A 16,459-nucleotide genomic window follows, 5' to 3' on the forward strand; every position below is an offset into this window, starting at 1 on the left:
TCCTCACGCTCTTGCGAAAAAACGCCAGGGCTTCTTTGCTTTCCAGTTATTTTTCTACGCACATTCGTTTGCCATGCTATAATAAAAGAATCGAATTTTGTCAGGAAGGAAAGATCGGATGCGCCGTTTAGTCTGGAACGAATTGTTGCCCAAGGATCGTTATTTGGTGCGGCTGGCAAGACCTCTCAGTTTTTCGGAAATGGGGTTTGTCACGCAGTTGTACTTGCCGATCATTGGCGTCGAATCGTACGCCCTCTACCAAATGCTTGTCCATAGCATGCAGGAAGCGAGCGGGGCCTCTGCGGAGGGAACCCACCGCAGTCTCATGCTTGCGTCTTCCTTGTCCCTGGATCGTTTGCTGGATGCGCGTGAACGTCTGGAGGCCATCGGACTTGTAGAAGTGCGCCGCCGCGAAAACCAGCAGCGCGATTATTACTACGAATACTTGATCAAACCTCCGCTTGCACCCGGAGAGTTTTTTGCCGATTACGTCCTCTCGCTAATGCTGCTCAACAAGATCGAAAACGTCCGCTTCTCCCAGCTGCGCCAGCAGTATGCGGATGGGCTGGGCAGCCAGTTGGCGGAAGAATATTCGCAGGTCGAAAACATAACGAAAGATTTTCATGAAGTGTTCCAATCGTTGAAACCGTCGGAGCTGGAAGTGAAAAAAGGTTCGGAGCGCGAGCGCTTTTTGAGCGAGATGGAGACGAGCTTCCCGCAGGCTGCGATGAAATCCGGCTTCGAGGCCCAGGTGAACCACTCGCTGAGCGTGTCGTCGCTGCGGCTTTATTTGCCGGACAATGCCGATCCTGCCAAGGTTCTGGATGGCAAAAGCATGGAGCTGTTGTTTTCCCTCTGCCATTTTTATCAGTTGGACAGTTGGGGAATGGGGCAGGAACTGCGGGACTGGACGTTGTACAATACGGATCGGAGTTTGGACGGGGATGTGCTGCGCAAACGGCTCATGCAGCGCTACACGGAAGACAAGCTGTACCGCAGCGATTCGGCGCCTGCATCGCTGGATGACGACTGGGGGCCAGGCAAGTTGCCCGAGCCGGGCAGCGAAGCGTTTGTGCGTGCATGCCGCTTGCTTTCCCCGCTTGCGCTGCTCGAAAAGGTCGTGGGCGGCCGCGTGAGCAAAGTGTACTTGGAACGGGCGGAGACGCTCGTTTTTGCAGACGGCATGTCCGCTGAAGTAGTGAACGCACTGCTTTTGCACACGCTCGCCAGCATGCAAATGGAGCTGCCAAAAGCGTACATGGAGACGATTCGCGACAGCTGGAAGGCCAAGCGGATCGCCACGGTCGATGAAGCGGTGAAGCAAATCGTGGAGCGCTCCGAGCAACGGGCGCAATCGGCCGAGAAAGCCAAGACAGCGAAAAAGGAAACGACGCCAGTCAGACGCAACGGCAGGGCGATTTTGCAAGACAAGCTGCCGGCTTCGGTGGAGTGGCAAATGTCGCAGGAAAAGGCAGCGCCAGACGTTGCCAAAGGACAGTCGATTCAAGATTTTCCGGACTTGCAGAAGAGACTGGAAACACTGCGAAAACGGAAGTAAGGAGCGTGAGGGAAAATGGAATCTATCAGTGAGTTCATGCAGGAGCTTGCCAGGCGAACACCGCGTCAGCTGCTGACACCCGATCAGCAATTGGATAAAATGTTTCGTTCGTCCGCCTATCTGAAAGCATTTCAAGCGGAGCACCCGGCATTGACCCGAGACGATTACCTGCGCTCGCTCTCCAGTATATATACAGCGGTCAAAGAACAGTATTGGTGCGAGCGTTGTCCAGGGCTGAAAGAGTGCCCGAATCTGGTCAAGGGCCACAGCACGCAGCTGGAAGTGGCCCACCAGAACATCGTCAGCTCCATCACTCCCTGTTCCAAGCAGCTTGCCCATGAGGAAGAAGTGCGCCGCCGCCGCCTCATGCGCAGCTACTACGTGTCAGAAGAGACATTGAACGCGAGCTTTGAAGGAATGGTCATCGACACAGACAATTTGGCCTCGGTGGAAGCGGCCGTGCAGTTTTGTGAAAAGATCGGCACGGGCGAGCGGGTAAAAGGTCTGTATTTTCACGGCCCGTTCGGCGTAGGAAAAAGCTACATCATGGGCGCGATCGGCCGCGAGCTTTCCGAGAAGAACGTGGCTTCCCTGCTCGTTTACGTTCCCGACTTTATCCGCGAAATGAAAGACTCGATCTCGGATCAATCGTATGCCGGAAAGCTCGAGTTGCTCAAAGAAGTGCCCGTGCTCATCTTGGACGATATTGGCGCGGAAAACTTGACGCCATGGGTGCGCGACGAGATTTTGGGAGTCATCCTGAACCAGCGGGCGAACAATCACCTGCCGACTTTGTTTACATCGAATTACTCGCTGGAGGAACTACAGGAGCATCTGTCTATCTCCAACGGCAACCGGATTGAACAGACGAAAGCGGCCCGGATCATGGAGCGGATTCGCCATTTTGTGGACGTCTACGAAATCCGCCGCCAGAACCACCGAGCGGGCAACTAATGAGAACAGGCTGGAAACCTCCCAATAGGAGAGAGCCAGCACTTCTCTGCCGCGATGGTACGGTCCAAACAGGACGTGCGAATGGACGGCGACGGGAGAGGCGTTGATTCCCAGCGATTCAGCCATCGTCATCGCCCGCGCCAAATGGTAGTCGTGGCTAATGATCAACACATGTCGAATAGAGTGCTTTTCCAAAACCTGCTGGCTATTCAGCAGGTTTTCGTATGTACTGGTAGATTCGTCTTCCATGAGAATCTGCCCGGACGGAACGCCGTGGGCGATCAAATACTCGCGACTGACCTCTGCTTCTGTTCGCGTCTTGCCTTCACCAAGCCCGCCAGTGACCAGCAAAGTGGAAACGTACCCATCTTCGTACAGCCGGACGGCTTCCTCCAGTCGTTCGCGCAGTCCGGGACTGGGGCCTTCCCCCCACACAGCAGCGCCGAGGACAATTCCGATATCGGCATGGCGAGGAATCGCCTGTGCGGCTGCTTGTTCAATCCGCCACCAATGATAGCCGACCCACACTCCGCCGATCAGAAAAAGGATAGCCAACGCGACCAAAACTCTTCGCGGAAAAAATATTTGCAGTCGTTTTGCTAGATTCTTCATTTTTTTGCTGCTCCCTTGTATCTCTCTTTTTCGCACAAATGCTAGTTCTTTCTCTTTCATTAGACGTGGAAACAGCTGTCTAGTTACACCCTTCGACACATGGCCGACATAAATCACTGGTAAATTATTTCTCGCAAATGCCGATATAGTAATGGTGGAATGGTTTCGAAAAACAGCAAATGTCATACTTGCGAGGAGGCTGGCAATGTTCTGGAAAAAAACAATGCTCTTGTTTCTGGCCGCCCTGCTTTTTGTGGGAACCGGGAGCGCAGGGGTCGGATTGGCTGCGGAAGTAATCAACCGCCTGGTGCTGACCAAAAACGAGGTAACGGTAGAGTTGGGTGACACGGTATCCGTAGGAGCCACAGCCCTTTACGAGAGCGGAAAAACAGAAGATGTTACGGTAAAGACGAATTGGCAAAGCCCTGACCAGGGCAAAGTGATTAACGTCTACTCAGGACAAATTACGGCCAAGGCTGTTGGAAACGCCGTAGTTACTGCGGAATATATGGGCCAGACAGCCATCGTCAATGTAACCGTCACGAAAAAAGTCAAGGCGCTGTCGTTGAATCAGCAGTCGGTCAACACTCGCATCGGGGAAGAGAAAACGGTTGAATTGACTGCGTATTACAGCGAAGGCGAACCGGAAAAAGTAACAGAAAAAGCAGACTGGTCGATCGACAAGCCGGCCGTCGCCACCGTGATCAACGGCAAGATCAGAGGGCTTAGCTCCGGTACGGCAACGATTACTGCCAAGTTCGGCAGTCAGTCTACAAGCATGCAGGTAAGCGTCGAGATTGCGCATCGACTCGACCCGGACAAAACCCAACTGTCGCTGCTTTTGGGAGAATCGCAAAACATCGTGCTGACCGCGATTTATCCGGATGGCTCCGAAGATAAGGATGTCGCTGCAAAAGCAGAATGGTCTTCTGACAACGCTGCAGTAGCAGACGCCATCAAAGGAAAAATTACCGCCTACAGCGCGGGTACTGCCACCATTACCGCCACATACGGGACAAAAACAGCTACGATCAAGGTGGATGTGGACAATACGCAACGACTGGTCGTTTCGCCACAAAACGTCTTTTTGAAAGTTGGCGCAGAGCAGACGGTCAAGCTGGAAGCTACCTATGCCAACTCCACCACTCCTGTCGACGTGAAGGACAAGGCAGAATGGTCCTCGGACAAGGAAAACGTCGCTTACTACAGCAACGGGAAAATTCATGCTGTAGCTTCAGGCGAAGCCGTCATTACGGCGAAATACAGCAACAAAACGGTGCAAATTCTCGTTGATGTAGAAGTGCCGCGCTCGCTGGATATCATTCCGTCCTACCTGACGATGCAAAGCGGCAAAAGCGTGGAAGTAGGAACGGCACCAAATGGCAACAACGTAGTGGTAAAAGCTTATTTTGCAGATGGACAAAGTGAGTATATTACGGACAAGCTGGAATGGTCCTCGGATCAACCGGACATCGTGTTTGCCAGCGGGAAAACCATTACGGCTTACAAAGCGGGCTCCGCGACATTGACGGCGAAATACGGCGGCAAGACAGCGAACTTCGTGGTGGACGTGGATGTACCGCAAAGCTTGACGGCGAATCCTTCCAAAGTGGCAATTCAGGTAGGCGACGTCAAGCAGATCACAGTAACGGCTGCCTTCCCGAACGCAAGCAGTGAAGATGTGACACAAAAAGTCACCTGGACATCCAGCGCGCCAGCAGTTGCAACCGTGCGCCAAGGTCTGGTCACAGGTGTAGCGACGGGTGCCGCAACGATCACAGCGACGTTTGGCACACGCTCGATCACCATTCCGGTATCGGTCGGTGTCCTGCAATCTTTGACGGTAGACAAAAAGTCAGTGGTCTTAAGCAAAGGCGACAGCCAGGAAGTCAAGCTGACCGCCACTTATGCGGATGGAACAGTCAAAAACAACATCAATGAGCAAGCGACTTGGACGTCCACTTCTGCGGCAGTAGCCGAAGTGAACGCAGGCAAAATTACAGCAATCGGCTCCGGGAAAGCGACGATTACAGGTTCTTTTGAAGGCAAGAGCGTGACCGTGACGGTCGAGGTAGACCAGGCACAGACCTTGACTATCAATCCGCGAATCTTGATCATCAACGTCAATGACACGGCCTCAATCGAATTGAAAGCGACAGACGCTTCCGGCGCTACTATCGACGTATCCAAAACCGCAGATTGGGCCTCGACCAACCTGAAGGTAGCGGATGTGGAAAACGGCAAAGTGCGTGGGCTTGCCAACGGTCGCGCGACAATCACTTTCAAATACGGAAGCAAGTCTGTATCGCTTCCGGTAGAAGTAGGCATTGTGACCAAGCTGGAGGCGGACAAGCGCTTTGTCAGCCTGAAATCAAACGGTGGCGGGGTACAAATCACCCTGACCGCAACCATGTCAGACGGCCGCACGATGGACGTCACGAACATGGCAGACTGGAAGGTCAGCAACTATAAAATTGCCGACGTATCCAAAGGCTTGGTCAAAGGTCTGGCTTTCGGCAAAGCGACAATCAGCGCCAAATACAGCGACAAGAGCGTGAGCGTCCCGGTCGATGTGGACACGCTGAAATATTTGAAAACTGACGTCGTTCAAGTCGTCATGAGCAAAGGCGAGTCGAAGCAAGTCAGCGCGATCGCTACTTACATGGACGGCACCGAAGCGAACGTCACGAAGCCAGCCCTGTGGACCACCTCTCGCCTGCTCGTAGCAGACGTGAAGGACGGGATCATCAAGGCGACTGGCTCCGGCAAAGCTACCATTTACGTCAGCTACGGCGGCAAGAAAACGCCAATCGTCGTAACCGTACGCTAGATCTGATCTATAGAAGCATTAGCTCCAGGGGGTGTCTCATCAGCCGAGTATTCGGCAGGAGACCCCCTTTTTTTAGGGAAAAGAGAAAAGGGAGGGCCACACATGCCCAAGATCAAGGACTTAGGGAATTTTGAGGTGTTGCCAGAAATCGCAGCGCACATTTACGAAGGAAATGTCGACGCTTTGCAGGCAGCTTTGGCAGCCGGCTGGGATCTGGAAAAAGAAATCGTCTTGAGCCAATACACGACAGTCAGCCCGATGGAGTTGGCGTTAATGGCGGAGAAGCTGGAAGTAGTCAAGCTTCTCGTCGAACACGGCGCCAACCTCAATGCGAAAGAGAAGCCTGCTTTTTTGCTGGCTGTCCGCTATTGCAAAGAAAACATCGTTCGCTATATCGCAGAGCAAGGCGCCCGCATGGATATGCTGAACCGGGTCAAGTCCGGCGCATATGAGCAAGCCTACTACGGCCAAAAAAGCAATATCCCGCTGATCCACGAGCTCGGTCTGGACATCAGACAGCACGCGGGAGAGGTGCTGCGCAAGGCCGCAGCGGACAACGACCGCAAAACAATCGATTACTTGCTGGAGCATGGCGTAGACATCAACTACAATCAGCCAGACATGGTCTATCCGTACAAGGCAACACCGCTGACCGTCGCAACCCGCATGGGCAACGTCGGCATGGTCAAATACTTGGTCGAGCGCGGCGCAGACGTCACCTTCGCGGAAAAAGGCGGCGAGCGCCCCTATACGATTGCCGTCAGCAACAAGCAGGAGGAACTGGCCGCCTATTTAAAATCGTTGGAGCCCGCCGAGCTGCATGATCTGGAGAACAGAAAATACGAACTGCAAAAGCACAAGCTGTCCGCCGAGCTAATCGCCTTCCTCACCGGAGACAACTTGCACGTGAAGCTTGCAGACAATGATTTCGAGATAAAGCACATCGATTTTTTGTCCCTGACAGATACAGTCGAAATGAAAATCGGCCGCAAAAAGCTGCTGCGCATCTCCGCCTGCGTCGACAACTACTCCGGTCTGGTTTTGGTATGGAATCCACAGAAAAAAGGCATGATCGGCTGCTACGACGAGGAGCACCAGGAATATGCCGACCTGGCCAGCTTTGCAGAATTTATGAAGCGGCCGGAGGTTTATTTGATGAAGTTTATGGAGGGGGAGTTGGGAGAGTAGGGCGTGGGAAGAGAGAGGGAGGCAGGTAAGGGGTCTGGGGAGTAATGTTTGCGGCTTGGTGGGGTGAGTCAGAGAGAGCAACTGGAGCGGAAGGGTCACCCACCAGCTTTGCCCCCTATTCCTCTTCGCCACTCGGCTGCTCCCCAAAAAGAAAGCACGATTAGCACAGCTGACACACCATCAGGTCATCAAACTAACGACTCCCTTCTTTAAATGAAAAGGCGAAGGAATGGCCGAAGGATTTTTCAAAAGGAGTGGGAATTTTTCCTGTTTTTTCGCTTGCAGTGTAAACGGACCGTGTGCTATACTTAGAACACTGAGGCGGTAATATCGCTGAAGAATACATAATGGGGCATTAGCTCAGCTGGGAGTCCGAGCTGGTCAAATGTACTACCAAAAAATGAATACCAGCTTTAATTTTATCGTGGGGGCATAGCTCAGCTGGGAGAGTGCTTGACTGGCAGTCAAGAGGTCAGGGGTTCGATCCCCCTTGTCTCCACCATACTTAATCGTCAAAACGGCAGAGATGCCGTTTTTTTGTTGTGATTCAAACGTTCTATGAGCATATCTTAGGAACCTAAAATAGCATGGTTCCCTAAAATACTTCAATTTTATGAGGAGAAGAAAAGCGCAATGATAAATATCTCCAAAAAAGAAATTGCTCATTTACAAACCGACGGTCGGTATTTTATAATTGGCATATAGACACCAAATGCTCGGCATAAAGATAAAAACTAGCCTGGTTAGCCGTACTTATTCCGTTGCAGCTCAGAATGATTCGCTACGGCTTCCACCACATCAAAAGCGGCAAAATCTCCAAGGAGTATCGTGAGACTTCCCGCTCTTGGGCAGTTTTCGGCATCGCCATTACGGCGACCGCCCATCGTGATGGTTGATGGTATACCTCTTGGCAGTGACAGGCTTCTATAAAAGGCTGGGGACAACAGCGAATAGAACAAGGGTCTGACCCTCGTCACGTTCCTTAATAAGCAGATTCCTAAAGGGAGAGATGAAAATGGTGCCTTTTTACGTGCTTGTCGGAGCTTTTCTGCTGTTCAAGATTCTCGGGTTAATCGGCTTGTCTTATTTCGAAGGGTGGCATTCCTCGCTTCAGGGAGCGGTAGCTGTTATGCTGCTGCTTACCGCTTCTGCCCACTGGGGGGCAAAACGTCCTGACCTAATCCGCATGGTTCCGCCGATTTTTCCGAAGCCAGGTTGGATCGTGACAGCTACCGGGTTGCTGGAAATTGCCGGAGCCATCGGCATTCTGTTCCCTGCCACCTCTCAGGCGGCTTCCATAGGTTTGGCCGTGCTGCTGGTGGCGATGTTCCCAGCCAATGTGCGTGCGGCCAGGGAATCCTTAACGATTGGGGGGAGACCTGTACCTAAGCTACTTCTTCGTACAGGGCTTCAGTTCGTCTTTTTAGCAGCAGTCCTGTTGGCGGGGTAAACATGTGGCTTGCATAACTTTCTCACTATAATAAAACGATGTTCCAGGTGCCTCGTTCATTATGTGTCGTTTAGTTTGTTTCGGATTTATGGGGAGTGAAACAAACTATTGTGGGAGAGCGCATCGCTGGCAATGTAGAGGTAAGCGGTTCGATCCGGCTATGTTCCATCATAATGTTAACTACGGAAACGGCAGAGATGCCGTTTTTTATTGTAAATAAAGGAGTATCAAGTTTGACGTAAATTCGAAGCTCTAACAAATGGGTGGGGCTAGAAATGGTTTGGGTGCCGCAATTTGTACCATAATCTATCATTTATGTAAAAATAATTAAATTTAAAAGGAATGAGACTTTAGGCGTAGAAATGTTCATTTAATCCTGTTACAGTTTGCTACAAATTCCAACAATAATATCTATGTGCATCCCTTTTTTGACAGGAGGAGATCCATGGAATTTTACGCCCACAGCAAGGACAACGGAGATTATCAGCTATTGAAGATCCATTTGGAAGCGGTTGCGGAAAGGTGCAAAAGCAACGCGGATATATTTGGACTAGGCCAATTGGGCTATATAATCGGCCTCATGCATGATGTCGGCAAATATTCAGAGCTTTTCCAGGAACGGGTGAGAGGGAAAAATGTGCGGGTAGATCATTCTACTGCGGGAGCGAAATGGATGCTGGACAAGCAGTCGTACAGCAGGCACATTGGAACGAGCGGTGCGGCCGCATATTTGGCGACGCTGGCTGCGATGTCTATTTCTGGTCATCATGGCGGCCTGCAAAACTACGGTACTCGGGACGAAGAGGGTTCATTCAAGAAGCGCGTGTCCAAGAGCGATGCCGAAATTCCGTCATGGTCTTCCGCATGGGACGAAATACAAGTTCCGTTGGGTAAGGTACCGATTCCACCAGTCTTTCAACCGGAGCTGCTGCTGAAGCATAAGCACCTTTTAGCTTGGAAATACAGTTTTCTTGGCAGAATGCTGTATTCCTGCTTAGTCGATGCGGATTCTATCGATACGAGAGATTTCGCGAGTGATGCCGACCGTCTTATGATACAGGAACGAAATCAACCGTCGATGGAACAATTGCTGGAGCGGTTGAACAATTATCTGCGTCCTTTCAAGCAGGCCGAAGATACCCAAATCAACAGACAGCGCAGGCAAATCCAAGATGTGTGTCGACGGCAGGCCCAGTCGGCCCGAGGACTGTTCTCGCTATCGGTGCCGACGGGCGGCGGCAAGACGCTATCGTCTATGGTTTTCGCCTTGGAGCATGCCAAGGTTTGCAAACTACGCCGCATCATCTATGTCATCCCTTTTACGAGCATAATAGAACAGAATGCGAGAGTGTTTCGGAGGGCGCTTGGTGAAGATGCCGTACTTGAGCATCACAGCAATTTCAATATGGAAGAGTACGAAGAGAATCATGATCCGAAGGAAGCACGGTTGCTCAAGCTGAATTCGGAAAATTGGGATGCTTCTGTTGTCGTCACGACATCTGTTCAGTTTTTTGAATCGTTGTTCTCGAACCGAAGAAGCAAGTGCCGCAAGCTGCACAATATTGCCGGCTCCGTCATCGTGATCGATGAGGCACAGAGTCTTCCGCGAGGCTATGTGATGCCATGTCTGCATGCGATTCAGGAGCTTGTGGAGCATTACCAGTGTTCGGTGGTGCTATGTACGGCAACACAGCCCCCATGGGACAAGCTGGGAGTTCAAACTAAAGAAATTTTGGATGATCCGACACCCGTGCAATTAATGGATATGTTCAAAAGAGTTCAAGTCTCCGTTTACGGTGCAGTCGACGATGCAGTCACTGACGAAACTGTCGTGGACTGGATTGCGGATGCGGGACAAGTCCTTTGTATCGTCAATACGCGCAAGCATGCCAGACTGCTGTTCGAACATCTAAAGTTGCTGCATATAGATGGCATCTATCATTTGAGTGGCCGCATGTGCGCATCCCATCGCCAGAGCATATTGGAGGAGATAAAGAAACGGTTGGCGGCAGGGCTGCCATGTCGCGTCGTATCCACGCAATTAATAGAAGCGGGAGTCGATGTCGACTTCCCTAAGGTGTTTCGGGCGATGGCCGGATTGGATTCCATTGCGCAAGCCGCTGGCAGATGCAATCGCGAAGGGGGGGCGGTACTGGGCGAGGTGCGTGTATTTTACCCGGAGCGGCACGGCATGCCGACAAAAGGTTGGATGAAGGAGACGGCGGCGGAAGCGCAGCATGTACTGCGGTATGAGGGTGACGCGCTTTCGCTGTCAGCCATGCGGAACTATTTTGACCGAATCTATGGATTCAATGACAACACCGTTCTCCAGAAAACGGACGATAAAGGCATCATGGAGCTACTTAGCCTCAAAAATATGAATCTCCAAATTCCGTATGAAGAGATTGCGGATCGATTCCAGTTTATTGATGGTCAGATGCAAAGTATCGTCGTTCCTTATGATGCCAAAGCGACGGAAGCCATTGAGGCATTGAGATACAGTGCTCATCCCGCTGGTATTATGCGCAAGCTGCAGACTTACTCGGTGCAGGTCTATCAATTCGAGCTGGCTGCCATGCTCAGAGCTGATCTGCTTGCGAGCAGCGGTGGCGTTCTTTATTTAACGGAAAGCGCCTATTACAACAAAGAGACGGGCTTGCTTCAGCCTGAGGATTTGGTGGAGCATGAGGTTTTATTATTTTAGGAAGGAGTTGCGTCAATGGGGTATGGGATCAAGTTGAAGGTTTGGGGCGATTATGCTTGCTTTACAAGGCCGGAGATGAAGGTGGAGAGGGTTAGCTACGATGTAATAACGCCATCGGCGGCGCGAGGCATACTGGAGGCCATCCACTGGAAGCCGGCCATACGCTGGATCGTGGACCGGATTCATGTGCTGCAGCCTATCCGCTTCGAGAATATTCGGCGTAATGAGGTGGAAACCAAAGCTTCTGCGCGGAAAGCGGCGATTTACGCCTCGGAGGAGCGGCAGCAGAGAGCGTCCCTGGTACTTAGAAATGTGGAGTATATCATTGAAGCTCACTTTGAAATGACGGACCGGCGCGGAAGTGAAGAAAGTCCTGAAAAGCATTACAACATTTTTCTGCGAAGAGCGCGGCAGGGTCAGTGCTTCCATCGACCGTATTTTGGGACACGGGAGTTTCCCGTTAGCTTTGAGCTGATAGAGGGAACGCCAACAGTACCTTCCAATCCGCATCAAGGAACCGTTGATCTTGGATACATGCTATACGATCAGTCCTTCCAATTGGATGAGAAGGGGGAGGTCAAGGAGGTAACGCCGTATTTCTTCCGGGCTCAAATGGTGGATGGAGTTATCAGCGTTCCGAGTCCCCGGGAGGTGATCGGATGATTTTACAGGCGCTTCATTCTTATTATCATATTTTGCTGGGGCAGGACGGCGATAACATGCCAAGGGAAGGCTACTCCGCAGCTGACGTTTCGTTCGAAGTGCATCTGGATGAGAGCGGTACGGTTGTTGACGTTATTTCTTATGTGAACGAGAAGGGGAAGCCGATCAAGAGAACCTTTAATGTGCCAGAGCAGGTGAAGCGATCTGTGAATGTCTTCCCCTATTTTCTCTGCGACAAGGCAGACTATTTGTTCGGGGCGGCGCTTTCGCTGCGGGAAACGTGTCGCAAAGAGCTGCAGTCGCTCTGGCGCAAGGTGCTGGCTTATGCGGATACGGATGCCGATGCGCCGGAGTTGGAGGCTTTGTTGCGCTTCATAGAATGGGATACGGAGGAATTGGCAGGACAGTTCGAAAGGTTGCTAAGAGAGGATGTAAGCACATTGCTTTCGTCAGGCGGACTGTGCGTGCTGAAGTATGCGCCAACAGGCCGCTTCTTGCAAGACAACCGTTTGCTGCAGAAGGCGTGGGAGCGCTATTTGAAGGCACAGGCCGATACGGACCACTCCGATGTGACGCAGAGATGTCTTGTATCCGGTGAAACTGTATCCGTAGGAGAAATTGCGCGGTTGCACCCCAACATCAAAAATGTAGTCGGAGCCCAATCATCAGGAGCAGCACTTGTATCGTTCAACAAAGATTCGTTTATCTCCTTCGGCAGGGAGAAGTCGTTTAATGCGCCTACTTCGAAGAAAGCGGCCGATGCTTACGGTTATGTGCTGAACAAATTGCTTGCCGATCCCAGGCACCGCGTCAGAATGAACGATATGACAGTTGTGTTCTGGGCGGAGTCGTCGCTCGATCATGAGCAGATCTTCCTGGCAAGCCTGATGCAGGAGTATCAAGGCGACGGGGATGGAGAGAACGGGCAGCCGCCCGATCCCGACAGCGTGCGCGAGCGGGTGAAAAGTGCGATGTCCCGAGTGCGGAACGGCCAGGAGTTTCGGGATACATTCGGGGATTTACATTTTGAGACAACGTTTTACGTGTTGGGAATATCGCCTAATGCAGCGCGTTTGTCCATTCGTTTCTTCTACAAAGGTACGCTTGGGGAGATCGGGGAGCGAGTGTGGCGCCATTACAAGGATCTTGCCATTGTCGGTCTGGATCGAACGCCAACGGTGCGGCAATTGTTGAAGGAGCTGGCCGTCGGTCATGACTGGAGCAACATCCCGCCCAATATGGAAGGCCAGATGCTCCGCTCGATCCTGCAAGGACTGCCGTATTCGAAGGCGGTGTTCGCCCAGCTGATGAATCGCGTCAGGGTGGATTCGGACGATCCGCGCAAAGGATTGTACAAAATTGGCAGCATTCGGGCGGCGATGATCAAGGCATATTTGCTTCGAGCTTACCGGAGCAACCAAGACAAGACGATGGAAGGAGAATTGTCAGTGGCGGAAAATAAAGATTCTACGAACGTGGCGTACAATTTGGGAAGGCTGTTCGCTTGCTTGGAGAAGACACAGGCGAGCGCATTAGGAGCAGGCATTAACGCAACGATTCGCGACCGTTTCTGGGGAGCGGCATCGGCTTCCCCGGCTAATGTATTTCCACGGCTGCTTCATCTGGCCCAGCATCATGTGTCTAAGGACGAGAAATGGGGCGGCTACAACAACCATTTGATACAGGATGTGATGGGTTCGCTGCCGGACCGTTTCCCCCGCCGTCTCACATTGGAGGAGCAGGGCATATTTGCCATCGGCTATTATCATAAGCGGCAAAGCTTCTATACATCTTCATCATCGGAGCCTGCGGATGCGTTGCAGCAGGTTGAGCAGACGGAGACGCACGAATAGCACTATATATTTGGAAAGAGAGGGATTTGATTATGCCGGAAAAAACACCGCTTTCAAAACGGTATGAATTTGTGCTGTTGTTCGATGTAGAAAACGGAAATCCGAATGGCGACCCAGATGCAGGCAACCTGCCACGCATTGATCCAGAGACTGGTTGCGGGCTTGTAACAGATGTGTCCATCAAGCGTAAAGTGCGCAACTATATTGAACTGGCGCAGGGTGATCGGGATTCATACGGTATTTATGTCAAGGAAGCCGCTGTGCTGAACAATTTGAACAAAGAAGCCTTCCTCCATCATCCGGACATGGAATTGAAGGACAACAAGCCGGACAAGATGGCCGCTAAGAAAAGAGAGGACCAGCAGACGCTAGCTCGCTGGATGTGCGACAAGTACTACGATATTCGCGCTTTCGGCGCGGTCATGACGACCGGAGTCAATTGCGGGCAAGTGCGCGGACCAGTGCAGTTCAGCTTTGCGCGGAGCATCGATCCAATCTCGCCGATGGATGTTACGATTACGCGGATGGCGGTGACGAACGAGAAGGACGCGGAGAAGGAGCGCACGATGGGACGCAAGAGCATCGTTCCGTACGGACTGTACAGAATGGAAGGCTTTATTTCCGCGCCGTTGGCGAATCAGACGAATTTTGGTGAAGAGGACCTGGAGCTGCTGTGGAGTGCGCTTGTCAACATGTTCGACCATGACCGCTCGGCTGCAAGGGGCAAGATGGCTGCACAGAAGCTGATCGTATTCGAGCATGAGACCCGGCTGGGCAACGCGCCGGCGCATAAGCTGTTCCAACTCGTCCAGGTATACCGCAAGCCGGGATCGGATATTCCTCGCTCTTTCGACGATTATGTCGTTGATATTTACGCGGCTCCTGACGGGGTTCGTATTTTGGAAAAGCTGTAGGTTCATATGACGGTTACGGCATTGGAACCTGACGATTATCTGATGCTGTCGGGCATTCAGCATTTCGCCTTTTGCCCTAGACAGTGGGCGCTTATTCATGTGGAGCAACAGTGGAAAGAAAATGTGCTGACGACAGAAGGCAACGATGTGCATCGTATGGTGGACGATCCGCAATTTGACGAGACGCGGGGAGACAAAAGGGTGGTGCGTTCTATGCCGCTTGTATCCGAGGCTTTGCGCGTTCGTGGGACGGCGGATATGGTGGAATTTAGACGGCAGGAGCAGCCTTCGTCGGCAACGGTTGTGCTGGAAGGGCGTGCAGGCTATTGGTCGGTCATACCGGTGGAGTATAAACGGGGTAAGCCGAAGAGAGATGACCGCGATGCGCTTCAGCTATGCGCGCAGGCAATTTGTCTGGAGGAAATGATGGGTGTATCCATTTCTGAGGGAGAAATATTTTATCACGAGGTCAGGAAGCGCGAGAAGATTGAACTTACCTCTGGACTGCGGGAGCGCGTAGCGAAAATTACGGTTGAAATGACGAAAATGCATGCGGAGTCACGGACGCCCAAGGCGGTGTACAAGACGCATTGCCGCCAATGCTCGCTTGTATCGTTATGCCAGCCGAAGTGGAGCAGCAGAGGTGCAAAGTCGGCTGCCGCTTATGTGGAGCAGTGGATCGGAGGGCATAGACAATGAGGCGATTGTTGAACACCTTGTATATCACGATGGAAAATGCCTATCTGAGGGCGAGAGGCGAAACACTGCTTGTAAGCGCTGAAGGCGTCAAGGAATTGCAGGTGCCGCGAATTAATTTGGAGTCGATTGTTATTTTTGGCTATGTCGGCGTCAGTCCGGAAGCGATGAACTTATGTGTGGACAACGGAATTTCACTTGTGTTTCTGACGCCCTCGGGCCGGTTCAAGGCACGGGTGACGGGTGAGGTATCCGGCAATATTCACCTGCGGCGTACGCAGTACCGCTGGTGCGACAGGGAGGACCAGTCGCTGCTGCTGGCGAAACGGTTCATCTATTCCAAGCTTGTCAATGCAAGAGTGTCCGTTAAGCGTACGCTCCGTGACTACGCAGAACGTATTCAGGCGGAACATTGTCAGTCAGTTGTGACGTGGCTGGATCGGCAAATGAGGGAAGTCGTGAAGGCAAAGTCACTGGATGAACTGCGAGGAATCGAAGGACTGGCGGCGCGGCATTATTTTTCGGTGTTGCCAGAGCAAATTTTGGCAAATAAAGAGGACTTCGAGTTTAGGGGCCGAGTGAAACGTCCTCCTCGGGACCGGGTGAACGCACTGCTATCATTTCTGTACACGTTGCTTGCGAATGATGTTACTCATGCACTGGAGACGGTCGGACTTGATCCTCAGGCCGGATATTTGCATCGGGATCGTCCGGGGCGGAATGGCCTGGCGTTGGACTTGATGGAGGAGTTTCGGGTCTATATGGCGGATAGAACGGCGCTGACGCTTATCAACCGGAAACAGGTGACCAAGGATGACTTTGTAGAGAAGGAGTCCGGGGCGTTTATATTGATCGATGAGGCCAGAAAGCTTGTTTTGACGGAGTGGCAGCAGAGGAAGCGGGACGAGATTTATCATCCATTTTTTGAAGAGAAGATTGCTGTTGGACTTCTTCCTTACGCGCAAGCGATGTTGTTGGCCAGGTATATGCGTGGCGACCTGGATGATTACCCGCCATTTTTCTGGAAGTAGGAGTGA

General features: G+C 52.0%; 11 protein-coding genes, 1 tRNA gene and 1 pseudogene. 12 read left to right on the forward strand and 1 reads right to left on the reverse strand.

Translation table 11 applies throughout. From position 1 onward, the window contains the following. Positions 1–118 precede the first annotated feature (118 nt). Both DEP07_RS11910 and dnaI read left to right on the forward strand, forming a co-directional pair. Complete coding sequence (locus tag DEP07_RS11910; protein WP_122962935.1) at positions 119–1,558, forward strand: replication initiation and membrane attachment family protein; 1,440 nt, start codon at positions 119–121, stop codon at positions 1,556–1,558. A gap of 15 nt (positions 1,559–1,573) precedes the next feature. Then, positions 1,574–2,512: a primosomal protein DnaI gene (gene dnaI / locus DEP07_RS11915; protein WP_280648108.1), complete on the forward strand. Its 939-nt coding sequence runs from the start codon at positions 1,574–1,576 to the stop codon at positions 2,510–2,512. Between the two features lie 102 nt (positions 2,513–2,614). Here the strand turns inward: dnaI and DEP07_RS11920 are convergent. After that, positions 2,615–3,310, reverse strand: a pseudogene (locus DEP07_RS11920) (YdcF family protein); the annotation flags it as partial. A gap of 19 nt (positions 3,311–3,329) precedes the next feature. On the opposite strand from DEP07_RS11920, the gene DEP07_RS11925 reads away from it, so the two are divergent. The 10 genes from DEP07_RS11925 to cas1c all read left to right on the forward strand — a co-directional run bounded on the left by DEP07_RS11925 (position 3,330) and on the right by cas1c (position 16,453). Continuing rightward, a complete protein-coding gene (locus DEP07_RS11925) occupies positions 3,330–5,954 on the forward strand; it encodes an Ig-like domain-containing protein (protein WP_280648109.1) in 2,625 nt (874 codons plus the stop codon). Positions 5,955–6,056: 102 nt separating this feature from the next. Continuing rightward, positions 6,057–7,142: an ankyrin repeat domain-containing protein gene (locus DEP07_RS11930; protein ID WP_280648110.1), complete on the forward strand. Its 1,086-nt coding sequence runs from the start codon at positions 6,057–6,059 to the stop codon at positions 7,140–7,142. A gap of 426 nt (positions 7,143–7,568) precedes the next feature. Continuing rightward, positions 7,569–7,644 (forward strand) — tRNA-Ala (locus DEP07_RS11935). A 513-nt stretch (positions 7,645–8,157) separates the two neighbouring features. After that, on the forward strand, positions 8,158–8,592 hold the full coding sequence (locus DEP07_RS11940) for a DoxX family protein (protein ID WP_173596103.1): 435 nt from the start codon (positions 8,158–8,160) through the stop codon (positions 8,590–8,592). Positions 8,593–9,037: 445 nt separating this feature from the next. Next, positions 9,038–11,296: a CRISPR-associated helicase Cas3' gene (gene cas3 / locus DEP07_RS11945; RefSeq protein ID WP_122962940.1), complete on the forward strand. Its 2,259-nt coding sequence runs from the start codon at positions 9,038–9,040 to the stop codon at positions 11,294–11,296. A 15-nt stretch (positions 11,297–11,311) separates the two neighbouring features. Continuing rightward, the gene (gene cas5c, locus DEP07_RS11950) at positions 11,312–11,959 is read left to right on the forward strand and encodes a type I-C CRISPR-associated protein Cas5c (protein WP_122962941.1); all 648 of its coding nucleotides are present in this window, start codon (positions 11,312–11,314) and stop codon (positions 11,957–11,959) included. Beyond that, positions 11,956–13,812 carry a type I-C CRISPR-associated protein Cas8c/Csd1 gene (gene cas8c / locus DEP07_RS11955; protein ID WP_173598432.1) on the forward strand — a complete coding sequence of 619 codons (1,857 nt, stop codon included), beginning with the start codon at positions 11,956–11,958 and terminating at the stop codon, positions 13,810–13,812. Before cas5c ends, cas8c begins: the two co-directional genes overlap by 4 nt. A 32-nt stretch (positions 13,813–13,844) precedes the next feature. Next, positions 13,845–14,726: a type I-C CRISPR-associated protein Cas7/Csd2 gene (gene cas7c / locus DEP07_RS11960; RefSeq protein WP_122962943.1), complete on the forward strand. Its 882-nt coding sequence runs from the start codon at positions 13,845–13,847 to the stop codon at positions 14,724–14,726. Positions 14,727–14,732: 6 nt separating this feature from the next. After that, the gene (gene cas4 / locus DEP07_RS11965; RefSeq protein ID WP_217364958.1) at positions 14,733–15,425 is read left to right on the forward strand and encodes a CRISPR-associated protein Cas4; all 693 of its coding nucleotides are present in this window, start codon (positions 14,733–14,735) and stop codon (positions 15,423–15,425) included. Then, positions 15,422–16,453 (forward strand): type I-C CRISPR-associated endonuclease Cas1c, encoded by a 1,032-nt coding sequence (cas1c, locus tag DEP07_RS11970; RefSeq protein ID WP_063229213.1) that lies wholly within the window; start codon positions 15,422–15,424, stop codon positions 16,451–16,453. Before cas4 ends, cas1c begins: the two co-directional genes overlap by 4 nt. The last annotated feature ends 6 nt before the right edge of the window (positions 16,454–16,459 follow it).

The organism is Brevibacillus sp. (assembly GCF_003521185.1).
GTDB classification, from domain to species: Bacteria; Bacillota; Bacilli; order Brevibacillales; family Brevibacillaceae; genus Brevibacillus; species Brevibacillus parabrevis.

Bases quoted from the DNA above. Each gene is read 5' to 3' on its own strand.
- cas7c (WP_122962943.1), top strand. From the start codon at position 13,845: ATGCCGGAAAAAACACCGCTTTCAAAACGGTATGAATTTGTGCTGTTG.
- DEP07_RS11930 (WP_280648110.1), top strand. From the start codon at position 6,057: ATGCCCAAGATCAAGGACTTAGGGAATTTTGAGGTGTTGCCAGAAATC.
- DEP07_RS11940 (WP_173596103.1), top strand. From the start codon at position 8,158: ATGGTGCCTTTTTACGTGCTTGTCGGAGCTTTTCTGCTGTTCAAGATT.
- cas8c (WP_173598432.1), top strand. From the start codon at position 11,956: ATGATTTTACAGGCGCTTCATTCTTATTATCATATTTTGCTGGGGCAG.
- DEP07_RS11925 (WP_280648109.1), top strand. From the start codon at position 3,330: ATGTTCTGGAAAAAAACAATGCTCTTGTTTCTGGCCGCCCTGCTTTTT.
- DEP07_RS11910 (WP_122962935.1), top strand. From the start codon at position 119: ATGCGCCGTTTAGTCTGGAACGAATTGTTGCCCAAGGATCGTTATTTG.
- cas5c (WP_122962941.1), top strand. From the start codon at position 11,312: ATGGGGTATGGGATCAAGTTGAAGGTTTGGGGCGATTATGCTTGCTTT.
- cas1c (WP_063229213.1), top strand. From the start codon at position 15,422: ATGAGGCGATTGTTGAACACCTTGTATATCACGATGGAAAATGCCTAT.
- cas3 (WP_122962940.1), top strand. From the start codon at position 9,038: ATGGAATTTTACGCCCACAGCAAGGACAACGGAGATTATCAGCTATTG.
- dnaI (WP_280648108.1), top strand. From the start codon at position 1,574: ATGGAATCTATCAGTGAGTTCATGCAGGAGCTTGCCAGGCGAACACCG.
- cas4 (WP_217364958.1), top strand. From the start codon at position 14,733: ATGACGGTTACGGCATTGGAACCTGACGATTATCTGATGCTGTCGGGC.